Below are 15,113 nucleotides of genomic sequence, written 5' to 3' on the forward strand. Positions count from 1 at the left end.
TACCGGTGGGCCGGGGGGCGGGATACCGGTGGGCCGCGAGAAGGGAGCGGGGCCCTGCCCCGGTAGCCGTCCGGGCAGTGATCTGGGCGGGCAGTGCTTCGGGCCACCGCCCGGGGAGCGCTCCGGGCGGCCGTACGACCGCGGCCGTACCCGGATTCCGCCCGGCTCAGCGGCCCTTGTCGTGCGTGGGTATGGGGTGCGGGCGATGGCCGTCGTGGGGCCGGGTCGGTGGGCTCTGCGAGGCATGGCTGCGTTTGTGGGGCCGATTCCGGTCGGAGCCGGGGAGCGAATGGCGGGAGTGTGCGTTCTCATGGGGAGCCATTGGGCACCGGCCTTTCCGATCGGGGAATTCTCGAAGTACGGGGCGGAGCCGGGGAGTTCACCGCGACGGCTCAGGGAAGGGGTTATTCGTCCAGCCGGGCGGCACGGGCGAACGGCTTTCCGCCGGCCGGGCCGGACCGCTGTACGGGGTGGAAGAACTTCCCGAACGGCAGGTAAACGAGGGTGAACACCACCGACGCCATGTGCAGCAGCGCCAGGAGCCGATAGCCGCCGCCGTGCAGAAAGAGCGCCGAGAACGTCAGCAGAAGTCCGGTGACGGAGACGACGAGGAGGGCGAGCAACGGAACGAGGTCATAGGCGACACGTGCTCCGGGTGCGGCCGCACGGTCCCGTAGGCGTCGCCACAGGAAGTATCCGGCGCCCGCGATGACGAGCAGGGCGGCGAGGTCGAGCCCGTGGAAAACGATCCAGCCGACGACGTCGGAGGAGTCGAAGCCGATGACTCTGAAGCCCCAGATCCGCATGTCATAACCGGGTCCCGGCCCGGGCCCGGTGGCCGCGGTGAAGGTGAGCCATCCCCAGACGAGCGGGATGCTGATGAGCACTGCCAGAAGGCAGCCCCAGAAGAGGAGTTGGTGGGCGACCCAGCGAGCGGCCGAGTGCGCGCCGACGAATTTCCGGAAACCGAGACCCGCGACGGTCTCCCGGGGCAGCGCGGCGGATGCCCGGCGGGGATCTTCCTCGGGAAGGCTGCGGAGATCTTCCTCGGAGAGGCTTTCGTCGCGGCTGCCGACTCTGGAGAGGCCTGGCCTGGGGCTGGGTTGCCTGGGGCTGCGTGGCCTGGGGCTGCCGTCGCTGGAGACGTCCGCGCTTGGGATTTCTGCGTTCGGGAATTCTGCGCTTGCGACGCCTGCGCTTGGGGCGTCTGTGCTTGGGGCGTCCGCGGGTGGGGCGTCCGCGCTGGATATTTCCACCCTGGTGGCGTCTTTCCTGGAGCGTGCGTCCTTGGAGAAGAGGGTGGGGCGGGCCTGCCTGTGGGGACGGCGGGCGGCCGGATCGCTGCATCGGACGGTGCAGCGGTAGGCGATGCCGAAGGCGAGGAAGACCGTGGCCACGGCGTAGGGGAGGAGTGCGGAGTCGAAGTCCCGCAGCATGCGGCTGCCCAGAACGATGGCGGCGCTCAGCAGGAGCGCGGCGACCGAGCCCATCAACGTCGCGCGGACCGCCAGGGATCTGGGCCGGGGCGGCGCCGCTATGTCCCCCGGGTCCACTCCCGAGGCTGCTGGGGCGTCTGATGGCTGTGGCACGGAGCCCACGCTAGGTGGATATAGAGCAATGGTCCTGTTTTGTGGCCTTAGTGGGTGAGGGCCGCTCCCCGTCCGCGGACGGGGTCCGCGCGTCTCCTCCGCAGCGAGGGCGGCGAACGAGGCCGCGCCTGCCAGAACTGCGCTCCCCTAGCCACGCAGGCCTCTTCTGGCCTCCTGGCCGCGCCTGCCTCGGCCAGGTGGCCGGAGCTCCGACCGGCTCGGCTGTGGTCGGCGGGCCCGCGCCGGCCTCGGCACGATCGCCGCCGCGCCCCCTCCGCCGGGATTACGGCCGCCCCCACGGCCGTGATCGCCAGGCCCGCACCTCCCCCGGCTGTGCGCCATCCCCGCACCCACCTCGGCCACGCTCGCCCTGGCCAGGCCGCCTCAGCCACCATCGCCCGGCCCGCGCCCCCTCGGCTACGGACCCCAGGGGCTGCCCCCGGGCCCCGGTTACCCGCGCCATGCCCCCCGGGGCCGCCGTTCGTCAGCAGGGAACGGTCGGCATGCCCAGGGCCTCGTGCCACCACTGATCGCGGCCCGGCTTCCAGGAGACCGGGCGCGAGCACCGGTTCACCACCAGCACCTTTCGGTCCGGTACACCGCCCGAGGCCGCACCCCGTGCCAGCGCATGGTCCAGCAGCGCCTTCACCGGACGTACCGCCCCGTCCCAGAACGCCGCATCGGCCGTGATCAGCACCCGGGCGGAGGACTCTTGGGTCCGCGCGACCAGTTCGGGCACCGTCAGCGAGACCGGCAGCGTGGTGCGTATCGCGTCTAACCGCCCGCAGGCGAGCGTGGCGATCACGGATTCGGGCACCAGCGGCAGGTGTACCGCGACCCGGTCGCCGGCCCGTACCCCGAGCCGGCTGAGTGCGGCCGCGGCTCGCACGGCCTGGTCGAGGAGCATGCCGTGCGTCAGCTCCTCCTGGCGTCCGGGTTCTCCGTTCCAGGTGAGGGCGATCCGCGACGCCTGCGGCTCTTGCAGTTCTCTGGCGTCATCTGCATGCTCTGAAGTCACACGGCGCAACATGCGGACCAGCTTGGAGATCGCCGATCAACGATCGCTGAACGTCCGTTGTACGGGCCCGCGCCCGCCCTTCCCGCACCCGCGCGGCAGCACCTCAGGCCAGACCCTCCCGGCTCCTCGCCGCGGACTGTGCCGGCACCTCGCTCCGACCCGGCACGCCATTCCGGCCCCGGCGCACCGCCCCGGATTCCTCCGGCCGTGCGCGCAGCCCGCCCCGGCACTCATGCCCCTCTTCGGTGCACTCCATCCCCTCTCACCCCATTCTTTTTCCCGTTTCCCTCCCGCACGTGCGAGAGGGCACCTGAGAGGCGGCTCGATGCCCGTCATGCCCCCATCCGCACAGCGCCCGCGCCTGGGCCGGCCGGCCCGTTGGGCGCAGGCCGCCCTCGCCACCGGCGCCTGCTGCGTCCAACTGGACGCCTTCGCACTGAATCCGGCGCTCCCCGTCGTCCGCGACGAGCTGCACGGTTCCGCGGCCGCCACCCCCTGGATCGTCAGCGGCTATCTCCTCGCCGCCGGTTCCTTGATGCCGGTGGCCGGCCGCCTCGGCGACCTCCACGGGCGGCGCCGGATGCTGACGCTCGGCACGGCGCTCTTCGGCGTCGCCGCCGTGCTGTGCGCGCTCGCGCCGTCGCTGCCGCTGCTGGTGGCGGCGCGGGTGCTCCAGGGTGCGGGCGGTGCGCTGCTCATGCCGGCCGGGCTGGCCCTGCTGACCCATGCCTGTCCGCCGGGGCAGGGGCGACGGGCGACCGGCCGGGCACTGGGGCTGGCCGGACTGGCCACCGTCTGCGGCCCGTTCATCGGCGGTGTGCTCGCCCGGTCCGTCTCCTGGCGGGCGGTCTTCTGGCTGGCCGTGCCCCTTGCCCTGGCCGCCGCTCTGTGCGCCCGCCGGGCGGCGGAATCCCGTGATCCACAGGCCCGGCAGCGCTTCGACACCGCCGGTGCGGCCGCCGCCACGGGCGCGCTGGTTTGCCTCGTCCGCTGGCTGGAGCATCCCGCGGCCTGGGGCTGGGCGATGGGTGCGGCGGCGCTCGGCGCGCTCTTCGTACGGGCCGAACGGCGTTCCCCCGCGCCGCTGGTGGACCTTGCGCTGTTCCGCAACCGCCCGTACGTGGCGCTGACCGCGGGCGGGGCGGTCGCCAACTCCGCGACCGTGGCGCTGTTGTACGTGGTGCCGTGGGTGCTCCAGCGGGATCAGGGGTGGTCGGTGCGGGATGCGGGGGTGGCGTTTCTTGCGCCCGCCGTCGCGCTGGCGGTCGGCGGCCCGGCGGCCGGCCGGGTGCGGCCCGCGGCCGCCGTGCCGGTGATGGCCGGCTGCCTGGCCCTCGCCGCGGCCGTGCTGGGGTGGGTCGCGTACGGTGCGGGCGCCCCCGCGCTGCTGATGGCGTCGACGGTGGGCGCGGGGGCGTTGGGCGTGGCCGGCGGCCTGGCTCTCACCGGCACCCAGGCGGTGGTACGCCGCGCGCGGGTGGGCGAGGCGTCCGGGGTGACGAAGGCGGCGCTGACCGCGACGGCGGGGATCTGGCTCGCCGTCACCGGGGGCGGGACGGGCGGCGTCACCGGGGCCGGCGGAACAGGCGTCAGCAGTGCCGGAACGGGCAGCGGCGCCCGCCCGGCGCTGGCGCTCCCCGCCGTCGCCTGCCTGGCCGGCGCCGCGGTCCTCGTTCTCATGGTGCTGGTCCCCCGGGTGCGCGAGCGCCTACGTAGCCGGGCCGGCCGGGGCAGGGGCGTCCACCGGAGCGGCTGAGTTGGAGCCGTACAGGGCAGGCCGGGGTGGCTGGGGCCGTGGCCTCCGCGGGGCAGGCCGGGCGGCTGGGGCCGTGGCGTCCACGGGGCCAGGCCGAGCGACTGGGACGGGAGTGCCCACGGGGCGGGCCCTCCGGTGCCGCTCACACCGCGGCCGCCGCCACCGCCTCGTAGCCCCCCACCACATCGCACACGTCCCCGAACCCGTGCGCCTCCAGAAGGGCCGCCGCGATCACCGACCGGTTGCCGCTGCGGCAGTACAGGACCACCGGGCGGTCCGGGTCCAGTTCGCCGATGCGGTGCCGGAGGCCGGCCAGCGGGATGTTGCGGGCTCCGGGGAGGGCCCCCGCCTCGTACTCGGCCGGGTTGCGGACATCGATCAACTGGACACCGGCCGGCCACGAGCCCCCCGCGCCACGGCCGGCTGCCCCACGGCCCACCGGCTCGCCACGGCCCGGCTCGCCACGGTCCGCCTCGCCACCGCACGCCTCACGACCGCCCGGCTCGCCACCGCCCAGCTCGTCACAGTCCGCCCCGCCACCGCACGCCTCACGACCGCCCGGCTCGCGATCGGCCAACTCGACGCCGCCCAACACCTCACCGGGCACCTCCGAGCCGCCCAACTCCTCTCCGCCCAACTCCTCTCCGCCCAACTCCTCTCCGCCCGCCTCCTCGCCAGCCGTCTCCTCCCCCACCGGCCCTCCCCCGCCCGACGCTCCACCGCTCACCCAGCCCTGCTCCCCCAGCAGTTCCTCGTAACGGATGCGATGACTGCGGCGGATGAGCGCAGGACAGCGCTCCAGTACGGCCGCAGGGTCGGGCAGATGCCCAAGAACGTGGTCGTAGCCGATGCGGGCGAGGCGGAGGCGGGCCTCCTGCTCGGCGCCGGGGTCGGCGAGCAGGACGATCGGGGTGCCCGGGGCGAGCACGCTGCCGGTGTACTCCGCGAACCGCGTGTCCAGGCTCGTATGGAACGAACCGGCCAGGTGCGCGCGGGTGTAGGCGGTCAGCGGGCGGCAGTCGAGGAGGGCGGCGCCCTGTCGCTCGCGGGCCGCGAGGGCCTCGTCCAAGGTGAGGGCGGCGGGCGGGCCGGGCTCCAGTAGGGGGTGGCCGTCGCGGTTGAGGGCCGCGTCGTGGGCGAAGTAGCCGGGGGTGGCGGGCTGGCCCGCGGTGACCAGCCGCACGAAGTCGGCCTCCGGCATGGGCTGCAGGGCGTAGTTGAGACGCCGCTGGTCGCCGATGGTGGAGCTGGTCTCGGTGGAGAGACTGCGGCCGCAGGCGGATCCGGCGCCGTGTGCGGGAAAGACCCGGGTCGCGTCCGGGAGGGCCAGCAGTTTGGTGTGCAGGGAGTGGTGCAGCCGGGCGGCCATGTCCTGCGGTGAGTGCCCGGCGGCGGACAGCAGATCGGGGCGGCCGACATCGCCGACGAAGAGGGTGTCGCCGGTCAGCACGCCGAACGGCACCTCGTCGTCGGGGTGTTCGCGGATGACCAGACAGATGGATTCAAGGGTGTGGCCGGGGGTGGCGAGGACGGTGAGGGTGACCCCGTCGCCGTCGTCTCCACCGAGCAGGATGCGCTCGCCGTCCCTTAACCGCCGTATGGGGAAGCCGGTTTCGGCGGCCTCGCCGAAACAGACGGTGGCGCCGGTGGCACGGGCGAGTTCGAGGTGCCCGGAGAGGAAGTCGGCGTGAATGTGCGTCTCGACGACGAGTTCGATGCGCAGACCGGCGGCTTCCGCATCACGCACGTATTCGTCGGTGTCGCGGCGCGGGTCGACGAGCACGGCCCGTCCGGTGGTCTCGTCGCCGATCAGATACGACGCCTGGGACAGACAGTCGAGGTAGTACTGCGCGAAGTGCACGGTCGGCCTCCAGAGTGTGCGGGCCCGTCCGGCGGCCGGGCCGGGACCCGTCCGGGCAGGGTGCGTTGTGCGGATGCACGGATGTACGTACATTAGGTACGCCGAGGGGCAGGCGACAAGCCGAGGTCGGCTGCCCGTCAAGCGAAATGACCGTGTATCAGCCGAGCTGGCGTCCCCATCCCGCACCATTCCGCCTCGCCCCACCCCACACCCCCCACTCGTCAGTCCGCGGAGGAATCACCATGACGACCGAGCCGTCGGACGGCGCGCACGAGCCGCGCCCCCTGGACCGGCACTCGCCGCTGCCCCTGTGGGCGCAGCTCTTCGCCGATCTGCGCCGTCGGATGGAAGCCGGCGCGTTCCAGGAGGAGTTCCCGGCCGAGCACCGGCTCACCGGCGAGTACGGGGTCAGCCGGCACACCGTCCGCGAGGCACTGCGCAAGCTGCGCGCCGACGGCCTGGTGATCGCCGAACGCGGCCGCGCCAGCCGGCTCGGCACCCGCCACATACAGCAGCCGCTGGGCTCGCTCTACAGCCTCTTCCGCGAGTTGGAGGGCCAGGGCGTCGAGCAACGCAGCGAGGTGCTGCGGCTGGAGCGGACCGCGGAGGGGACGATCGCCGGGCACCTAGGGCTGATCCCGGATGCGCCGCTGATCGTCCTGGAACGGCTGCGGCTCGCGGACGGCGAACCGCTCGCCCACGACACCGCGTATCTGCCCGCCGAGGTCGCCGAGCCGCTGCTGGACGCCGACTTCGGGCACACCTCCCTCTACGGGGAGCTGACCCGGCGCTGCGGGGTGAAGGTCACCGGCGGCCGGGAGCGGATCCATCCGTTCCTGCCGGACATCCGGCAGGCGTGGCTGCTGGGACTGGCCGACCGGGAGCCGGCGTTCGCCATCGAGCGGCTGGGGCGGGCCGGGGAACGGCCGGTGGAGTGGCGCGAGACGGTGGTCCGCGGCGACCGGTTCACCTTCGTCGCGGAGTGGTCCGACACCAGCCGGGCCGTCGCCCTGGCACCGCGGGCCTCGTGTCCGTCCTCATAGCCGTCGCGGCGCTGCCGTGCGGGCTGCTGATCGGGCTGCTGCTGGGCGCGCTGGGCGGCGGCGGTTCGGTGCTGGCGGTGCCCGCGCTGGTCTATCTGCTGGGGCAGTCGCCGCACGAGGCGACCGCGGGCGCGCTGGTCGTCGTCACGGCCGGCGCGGTGACCGGGCTGGTGTGCCATGCCCGTGCCGGACGTGTCCGCTGGGCGGCCGGTACGGCCTTCGGGGCGCTGGGCACGGCGGGCAGCTACCTCGGTTCCCGGTGGAGCGCGGCCCTGGACCCCACGGTGCTGATGGCGGCGTTCGCCGGCCTGATGCTCGTAGTGGCGGCGATGCTGCTGTTACGGGGGCGGGGCGCACGGCGGGCGGGGGTGGGTGCCAAGCCCTTAGGGGTGCCCGAGCGGCGGGCGGCGGATGATGCCGGGCCCTCGGGGGAAACCTCCTCGCGGACAGCGGACGGTGCCAAGCCCTCGGGGGAGCCCTTGCCACGGACGGCGGACGATGCCAGGCCCTCGGCGGAACCCCCGCATCTCGCCCCGGTACCGGATCCCGTACAGGCTGACCCCCTACGGGTCCCCCGGACTACGGCCGCCGCCCCCGTACACACCAGTCCCACCCGCACCCGCCCCGCCCGCGTAGCCGCGACCGCCTCCGCCGTCGGGCTGCTCACCGGCTTCTTCGGGGTCGGCGGCGGCTTCGTCGTCGTACCGGCCCTCACCCTGGTCCTGGGCCTGGAGATGCCGGTGGCCATAGGCACCTCGCTCCTCGTCATCCTCATCAACTCCCTGACCGCGCTGGGCACCCGGGCCGGCACCGGCACCCTGGACTGGCCGCTGCTGGCCGGCTTCGCGGCCTGCGCGGCGGTCGGCAGCAACCTCGGCAACCGCCTCACCGCCCGCCTCCCCCCGCAGGCCCTGACCACGGCCTTCGCCGGCCTCGTCACCGTCCTTGCCGTCGCGATGGCGGCCGTCGCCCTCCCGCACCTCTGGGCCCCATGAATCCGGCCCGCCCCGTATCGACGCGTCCCTTTCCACCCACCCTCCAGGAGGTACACATGGCTCCGGCATCCGCCGCCCCGTCCCACCACCAGGTCCTGATCGTCGGCGGCGGCACCGCAGGCATCACCGTCGCCGCCCGGTTACGACGTGCCGGCATCCGGCACGTCACCCTGCTGGAGCCGTCCGAAACGCACTGGTACCAGCCGCTGTGGACGCTGGTGGGCGGCGGCCAGGCCCCGTTGCGCGCCTCGCTGCGCACCGAGGCGGACGTCATACCGCCAGGAGTGCGCTGGCTGCGCGAGCGCGCCACCGCCGTCGACCCCACCGCGCGGACGGTCACCACCGCCTCCGGCCGGGTCCTCTCCTACGGGCGGCTGGTCCTCGCCCCCGGCCTCCAGCTCGACTGGGACGGCGTGCCCGGTCTGTCCGCGGCGCTCGGCCACGGCGGGGTGAGCAGCAACTACCGGCCCGATCTCGCCCCGCTGACCTGGGATTTGATCCGCCGGATGCGGAGCGGCACGGCCGTGTTCACCATGCCGTCCGGGCCGGTCAAATGCGGTGGCGCCCCGCAGAAGATCGCGTATCTGGCGGCCGACCACTGGCGCAAGCGCGGCGTGCTGGGCGCGATCCGCACCATCCTGGTGCTCCCGGAGCCCGCGATGTTCAAGGTGCCGGTCTTCGACCGTGCGCTGACGGAGACGGCCCGGCGGTACGGCATCGAGGTGCGGCTGAGCTCCGAGATGACCCGCCTCGACGGCGCCGCGCGCGAGGCGGAGATCACGGACCACGGCACCGGCAAGACCGAGACCGTGCACTACGACCTGCTGCACGCCGTACCGCCGCAGCGCGCCCCCGGATGGCTGGCCGACGGCCCGCTCGCCGACCCCGACTCCCCGCACGGATACGTCAAGACCGACCGGGAAACCCTCCAACACCCGGATTTCCCGAACGTGTTCGCCCTCGGCGACGTCGCCCATCTCCCGACGTCCAAAACGGGCGCGGCGATCCGCAAGCAGGCCCCGGTCGTCGTCGCCAACCTCCTCGCCGGGCTGCGCGGACGCCCCGCCACCGCCCGCTACAACGGCTACACCTCCTGCCCCCTGGTCACCGCCCGGCACAAGATGCTGCTCGCCGAGTTCGACTACGAGCTGCAGCACACCCCCTCGATCCCCTTCCTCGACACCACCCGGGAACGCACCGACATGTGGTTCCTCAAGCGCTACGGCCTGCCGCAGCTCTACTTCAAGGGGATGTTGAAGGGGTTGGCCTAAGGCCTTACGGGCCTTAGGGGTGGGGTGATGGGCGCGGCCGCTCATCGCGGACCGGCCGAGCGGTCCGACGCCATGGCGTGCGCGGCCGGCACCCCCGCCCGGAGGGGCCGGGAGCGCGGCGGCCGGCTGAAGAGGCCGGCCGGCGCGCCCGCGATTGCCCTACGCGCCGCTGCCCTACGCCGCCGTCATCTCCGCCACCACGCAGGCCACGTTGTCCGGCGCCCCCGCCTCGTGGGCCAGGCGGATCAGCTCCCGTACGGCCTGGTCGGGGGTGTCGGCAGCGGTCAGCACGTCCTGGATCGTCTCGGCCGGCAGTACTCCGGTCAGGCCGTCGGTGCACAGCAGATAGCGCTCCCCGGGCCGTGCTTCGAGCAGCTGCACATCGGGGGTGAACTCGGTGTCCGCGTCGAGCGAGCGCAGCAACCGGGCGCGCTGCGGGTGTGCGGGAGCCTCCTCGGGGGTGAGCCGGCCCTCGTCGATCAGCGACTGGACCAGGCTGTGGTCGTGGGTGATCCGGAAGAGACCTGAGTCGCGCAGGACATAGGCGCGGGAGTCCCCGATGTGCAGCAGCGCCAGCCGGCTGCCCGAGCGCAGCAGCGCGGTCAGGGTGCTGCCGGTCGCCTCGTCCGCCGAGGGGGCGGCGCGGTGGGCGCGACGGGCCGCCTCCTCCAAGGCGCCCGGGAGGTCCTCCGAGGTCGGGTCCTGGTGCTCCAGGACCTTGAGGGCGTCGATCGCGGCGGTGGCGGCCGGGCCGCCGCGCGGGCCGTAGCCGTCGGCCACGGCCAGCAGACGGGGTCCCGCGTAGGCCGCGTCCTGGTTGGCCGGGCGCACCAGCCCCCGGTCGGTCAGGGCGGCGCAGCGCATCGTCAGGGGCGTACGGGGTGCGGTCATCTCGGTGTCCTTCCGCTTCAGCTGATCGACGAGGAAGGCGGCCAGGTCCCGGCGGGCCGCGGTGTCGGCCTCGACCTGCGCCCAGTACGCGGCGACCGTCCCGGCCGCCGCGGCCGGGGCCAGCTCGCACACCTCACGGATGCGGGCCAGCGGCATCCCGAGCCGGCGCAGCCAGGCCACCAGCCGGGCCCGTTCCAGCTGGGCCGGGGCGTAGTGGCGGTAGCCGCTGTGCGGGTCGACACGGGCCGGGGTCAGCAGGCCGAGTTCGTCGTAGAGGCGCAGCGCCTTCGGCGAGAGCCGGGAGGCCCGTGCGAACGCCCCGATGGTCAGCAGCTGACCGTCCTCGTACGGCGTCATCTCCGCGCCTCCGTCCACCCGTCCGTCCTCCTCGTACCGGGCGCTCACCCGGCGCCGCCGATGCTGGGGCTTCCCCCAAGGGCAAGGTCAAACGACCGCCGTCGACCCGCCGGCGGCTGCCAGCCCGGCCTGCCTCACGGGAGCTTCCACCGTCTCCGGTGCGGCCCTCAGCCCGCCACGCCCACCTTCTCCGGTACGGCCGTCACACCCAGCCCCCCGTCTCCAACCCGCCCCTCAACCCACCCCATCCCCCGCCAACGCCCCCAACTGATTCAGCGCCGCCGCAGTCAACGCCTCCACCCCCATCGTGAGCGTCGGCCGGACCACCGGTACGAAGTGCGGCGAGTGGTTGGACGGGATGTCCTGCGCCAGACGGCCGGCGGCCAGGGCCGTATGGAACTCCTCCGGGTCCCAGCCGCCCAGCCACCAGTAGTAGAGCGGTGCCCCGGCGGCGGTCGCCAGGAGTCCGGCGTCCTCGCTGCCGGTGGCCGGTTCGTAGGGGAACAGCCGCTGTGCACCGAAGAGTTCGGTGAAGGCGTCGTTGACCTGCCCCAGCGTCGTGGAGTCGTTGACGGTGACGGGGAAGCTGTCCAGGACCACGGTCTCCGGGGCACGGTCCGCACCAGAAGCGGCGGCCTCGGCCCGGGCTATGCGGTCGACGGCGGCCAGCACGGCGCTGCGCACCGCATCGTCGAAGGTGCGGATGCTGAGCCGGACGACGGCGCGGTCGGGGATGACGTTGGCGGAGTCCCCGGCGTGGAAGGAGCCGACGGTGACCACCGCCCGGTCCTTCGGCGCGACCTCGCGGGCCACCACGGACTGCACCCGCTGGACGAAGGACGCGGCCATCAGGATCGGGTCGACGGTGGTCTCGGGCCGCGAGCCGTGGCCGCCGGAGCCGTGGAAGGTGATCTCCAGAGTGTCGGCGGCCGCCATACAGGGGCCGGGGCAGTAGGCGATCAGCCCGGCGGCGAGCGGGGCGACATGCTGGGCCAGGACCACCTCGGGGGTGGGTATCAGGCCCTTGCTGTAGAGCCCGGCGTCGATCATGGCGCGGGCGCCGCCGCCGACCTCCTCGGCGGGCTGGAAGAGCGCGATCAGCGTGCCGGACCAGTGGGCGCGGCCCGCCGCGAGCAGATCGGCGGCGCCCAGCAGACACGTCACATGGACGTCGTGCCCGCAGGCGTGCATCCGGCCGGGGACCGTGGAGGCGTAGTCCAGACCGGAGTTCTCGGTGACGGGCAGCGCGTCCATGTCGGCGCGCAGCAGGACCACGGGTCCCGGTCCGTTGCGCAGCACGCCGACGACGCCGGTCCCGGCGATGCCGGTGGTGACGTCATAGCCGGACGCGGTCAGCCGGCGGGCGGCCTCGGCGGCCGTACGGGTCTCCTGGAAGCCGAGTTCGGGATGCCGGTGCAGGTCCTCGTAGAGGGCCACGAGATCCGCGAGGCGGTCGTCGAGCGGGGCCAGGACGGCGGCCGGGGCGGCGGCCGATGCGGAGTCGTTGCGGTGCTCGGCGTCATCGTTCGGGCTGGTCGTGCCTGTCGTGTCGCTGTCGCTCATACGCGCATTCGACCACGAACGGCCGCGCCGCATCGAAGCCGGATCCCTGGCATCCCCCGGATCCGTCCCTTAGGGCCTGTCCGATGGGTCAGGGCCGGGCTCAGGCCGACCACCAAGGGCCCGGCACCCCACGCTCCCCTGGCCGGACTTCGCGCTTGACCCGGAGCCCGCCCGTGACACCGGAGCGCGCGGCTGCAACCGTGGATCACCCCCTGCGACCGGGACCAGCAAGCCCAAGCCGCTGACTGGAGGCTCACGTTGGCCACTTCCCCCGACCGAACGACCGGCGAGCCCCGCGACCTCACGGCTCACCTGATGGACCAGGCCATGGGCCACCTCTTCTCCGCCGCCCTGCGCACGGCGGCGGAGCACCGTATCGCCGACCACCTCGCCGAGGGCCCGCGCACCGCCGAGCAGCTGGCCGCCGCCACCGGCACCCACGCCCCCCACCTGCGCCGCGTCCTGCGCTACCTCGCCACCCGCGGCATCTTCCGGGAGGACACCGCGGGGGCCTTCCAGCTGACCCCCGCCGCCGCCTTGCTGCGTACCGGCGTCCCCGACTCGCTGCACCACGGGATCATGATGATGACCGACGACCTCTTCCGGCGGACCTCGGCCGATCTGCCGGAGGCGGTCCGGGAGGGCGGCACCTCCTTCGAGCGGCTTTACGGGGCGCCCCTCTTCACGCATCTGCAGTCGGATCCGGACGCCCGCCGGCTCTTCGACGACGGGATGTCGTCGCTGTCCGCACCGGTCGACGAGGCGGTGGCGGCGGTCTATCCGTTCCCCGCGACCGGCGCCACCGTCGTGGACGTCGGCGGCGGCCGCGGCGGACTGCTGCGCGCCGTGCTGAACCGCCATCCACAACTGACCGGCGTGCTCTTCGACCAGGCGCCACCGCTCGCCCACCACCTTCTGGACGGCGACGAGTTGAAGGGCCGGTGGCGCGTCCAGGAGGGCGACTTCTTCGCGTCCGTACCGGAGGGCGGGGACATCTACGTCCTCAAGCAGGTCCTGCACGATTGGCCGGACGACGCCTGTCGGCGCATCCTGCGCAGCTGCCGTCGGGCGATGGCGGCCGGTAGCCGGCTGCTGGTCATCGACTCCGTACTGCCGCCGGGCAACGCGCCGCACTTCGGCAAGACCCTGGACGTGGCGATGATGGCCGTGGTCGACGGGAAGGAGCGCACCGCGCAGGAGTTCGCGACCCTGCTGTCGGCCGAAGGGTTCCGGCTGACCCGGGTGCTGCCGACCTCGGCCTTCCCCTCGATCGTGGACGCGGTCGCCGAGTAGCCGCCGCCTCCGTCCGACACACCCGCTCCCCTCATTGGCGCCGCGGCCCGCCCGCGCTGTACTGAGGGCGGCCGCTCCGGCCGACGAGAGGAGCCGAGGTGCCGGTCCCCATACGGGCACGCCGACGCGACGAGGAGCACCGCGCCGCCACCCCGCTGGAGCTCTTCTTCGACCTGTGTTTCGTCGTGGCGATCGCCCAGGCGGGCCGCCAGCTGGCGGATGCGCTGGCCGAGGGGCATCCGGGTCACGGGCTCGCCGGTTACCTGATGCTCTTCTTCGCCATCTGGTGGGCCTGGATGAACTTCAGCTGGTTCTCCTCGGCGTACGACACCGACGACCCGCTCTACCGCGTGGTGACGCTGGTCCAGATGGCGGGGGTGCTGATCCTGGCCGCCGGCGTGCCGCGGGCCTTCGAGAGCGACTTCACCCTCGTGTGGTGCGGGTTCGTGGTGATGCGGCTGGCGATGGTCACCCAGTGGCTGCGGGCCGCGTACGGCAGCCGGGGCGCCGAGCGGCGCACCGCGCTGTCCTACGCCCTGGGGGTGACGGTGTGCCAGGTCGGCTGGCTGGGGCTGCTGCTCCTGCCGAAGGGGGCCGTGCCCCTGGTGTTCGTCCTCGTGGGAGCGCTGGAACTGGCCGTCCCCGGTCTGGCCGAGCGGGGCTGGCAGACGAGCTGGCATGCCCGTCACATCGCGGAGCGCTACGGCCTGTTCACCATCATCGTGCTGGGCGAGACGATCGCGGCGGCCACCCTCGCCGTGCAGTCGGCGCTGGACGCGCACGACGCGCCGGGCCGTCTGCTGCCGATCGCGGGCGGCGGACTGCTGCTGGTCTTCGCCGCGTACTGGATCTATTTCGCGGTGCCCATCCACCGCCACCTGCGCGGGAACCGTCAGGCGTTCCTGTGGGGCTACGGCCACTACGCCGTGTTCGGCTCGGCGGCCGCGATCGGCGCGGGTATCGAGGTCGCGGTGCGGGAGTCGGTCGGCAGGGCGGACCTGTCGGCGTACGGGGCGGCCGCGTGCGTGACGGTGCCGGGCGCGCTGTTCCTGTGCACGGTGTGGCTGATCCACTCCCGGCACCACAAGCGCGGCACGGCCCAGCAGCTGGTGCTGCCGGTGTCGGCGCTGCTGGTCCTGGCGTGCACCTTCGCCGGGCGCGCGGCGGTGCCGGCAGCGGGCCTGGTGGCCGCCGCGACCGTCGCGGTCGGCGTCCACCTCACGTCCCGTCAGGACACCGCACCGGCGGAGTAGTGGGGAGCCGGATGCCCCGCGCCGTCACCCGTCTCGGGGATCGTGCCGCACCGATCTCCGGGAGGTGCCCCGGACGCGCCCCCGCGGCGGGCTCCCGCGGCGCGCCGCGCCGCTCCGCCATAAGCGTGCCGAACGGCCGTACAGCCCCGTGCCGGCCCTGATTCTGCATCAGATCGAGCCATCTTCGTCCCCCGGCCGGGCGAGGCCCCGCCACCAGCACGGT

At 73.7% G+C, this 15,113-nt stretch carries 11 protein-coding genes; 6 read left to right on the forward strand and 5 right to left on the reverse strand.

Features of this window, described 5'->3' with window-relative positions:
- Window positions 1-404: 404 nt before the first annotated feature.
- Together BKA18_RS15085 and BKA18_RS15090 are read right to left on the reverse strand one after the other, a co-directional pair.
- The gene (locus tag BKA18_RS15085; protein ID WP_429638414.1) at window positions 405-1,490 is read right to left on the reverse strand and encodes a hypothetical protein; all 1,086 of its coding nucleotides are present in this window, start codon (window positions 1,488-1,490) and stop codon (window positions 405-407) included.
- Window positions 1,491-2,073: 583 nt separating this feature from the next.
- Entirely contained in the window at window positions 2,074-2,607 is a 534-nt protein-coding gene (locus BKA18_RS15090) for an AMP-binding protein (RefSeq protein ID WP_231976897.1), read from the reverse strand.
- A 334-nt stretch (window positions 2,608-2,941) separates the two neighbouring features.
- On the opposite strand from BKA18_RS15090, the gene BKA18_RS15095 reads away from it, so the two are divergent.
- The gene (locus BKA18_RS15095) at window positions 2,942-4,363 is read left to right on the forward strand and encodes an MFS transporter (protein WP_366046758.1); all 1,422 of its coding nucleotides are present in this window, start codon (window positions 2,942-2,944) and stop codon (window positions 4,361-4,363) included.
- A 142-nt stretch (window positions 4,364-4,505) separates the two neighbouring features.
- Here the strand turns inward: BKA18_RS15095 and BKA18_RS15100 are convergent, their stop codons facing one another.
- Entirely contained in the window at window positions 4,506-6,224 is a 1,719-nt protein-coding gene (locus BKA18_RS15100) for an MBL fold metallo-hydrolase (protein ID WP_366046757.1), read from the reverse strand.
- Between the two features lie 242 nt (window positions 6,225-6,466).
- On the opposite strand from BKA18_RS15100, the gene BKA18_RS15105 reads away from it, so the two are divergent.
- Genes BKA18_RS15105 through BKA18_RS15115 form a run of 3 tightly spaced genes read left to right on the forward strand, consistent with a single transcriptional unit; the run spans window position 6,467 to window position 9,533 of the window.
- A complete protein-coding gene (locus tag BKA18_RS15105) occupies window positions 6,467-7,267 on the forward strand; it encodes a GntR family transcriptional regulator (protein WP_366046756.1) in 801 nt (266 codons plus the stop codon).
- Complete coding sequence (locus tag BKA18_RS15110) at window positions 7,252-8,262, forward strand: sulfite exporter TauE/SafE family protein (protein ID WP_366046755.1); 1,011 nt, start codon at window positions 7,252-7,254, stop codon at window positions 8,260-8,262. The genes BKA18_RS15105 and BKA18_RS15110 overlap by 16 nt, the downstream gene beginning before the upstream one ends.
- Before the next feature lie 56 nt (window positions 8,263-8,318).
- Window positions 8,319-9,533: an NAD(P)/FAD-dependent oxidoreductase gene (locus tag BKA18_RS15115; RefSeq protein WP_366046754.1), complete on the forward strand. Its 1,215-nt coding sequence runs from the start codon at window positions 8,319-8,321 to the stop codon at window positions 9,531-9,533.
- A gap of 174 nt (window positions 9,534-9,707) precedes the next feature.
- On the opposite strand, the gene BKA18_RS15120 is transcribed toward BKA18_RS15115, so the two are convergent.
- The gene (locus BKA18_RS15120; RefSeq protein WP_366046798.1) at window positions 9,708-10,781 is read right to left on the reverse strand and encodes a MerR family transcriptional regulator; all 1,074 of its coding nucleotides are present in this window, start codon (window positions 10,779-10,781) and stop codon (window positions 9,708-9,710) included.
- 234 nt (window positions 10,782-11,015) lie between these two features.
- Window positions 11,016-12,344, reverse strand: a complete 1,329-nt coding sequence (locus BKA18_RS15125; protein WP_366046753.1) for an amidohydrolase — start codon at window positions 12,342-12,344, stop codon at window positions 11,016-11,018.
- Between the two features lie 258 nt (window positions 12,345-12,602).
- Here BKA18_RS15125 and BKA18_RS15130 point away from each other — a divergent pair, with 258 nt between their 5' ends.
- Together BKA18_RS15130 and BKA18_RS15135 are read left to right on the forward strand one after the other, a co-directional pair.
- Entirely contained in the window at window positions 12,603-13,637 is a 1,035-nt protein-coding gene (locus tag BKA18_RS15130) for a methyltransferase (RefSeq protein ID WP_366046752.1), read from the forward strand.
- A 98-nt stretch (window positions 13,638-13,735) separates the two neighbouring features.
- Complete coding sequence (locus BKA18_RS15135) at window positions 13,736-14,890, forward strand: low temperature requirement protein A (RefSeq protein WP_366046751.1); 1,155 nt, start codon at window positions 13,736-13,738, stop codon at window positions 14,888-14,890.
- The last annotated feature ends 223 nt before the right edge of the window (window positions 14,891-15,113 follow it).

Origin of the sequence: Streptomyces auratus, from assembly GCF_050433025.1 — a bacterium.
GTDB lineage: Bacteria > Actinomycetota > Actinomycetes > Streptomycetales > Streptomycetaceae > Streptomyces > Streptomyces sioyaensis.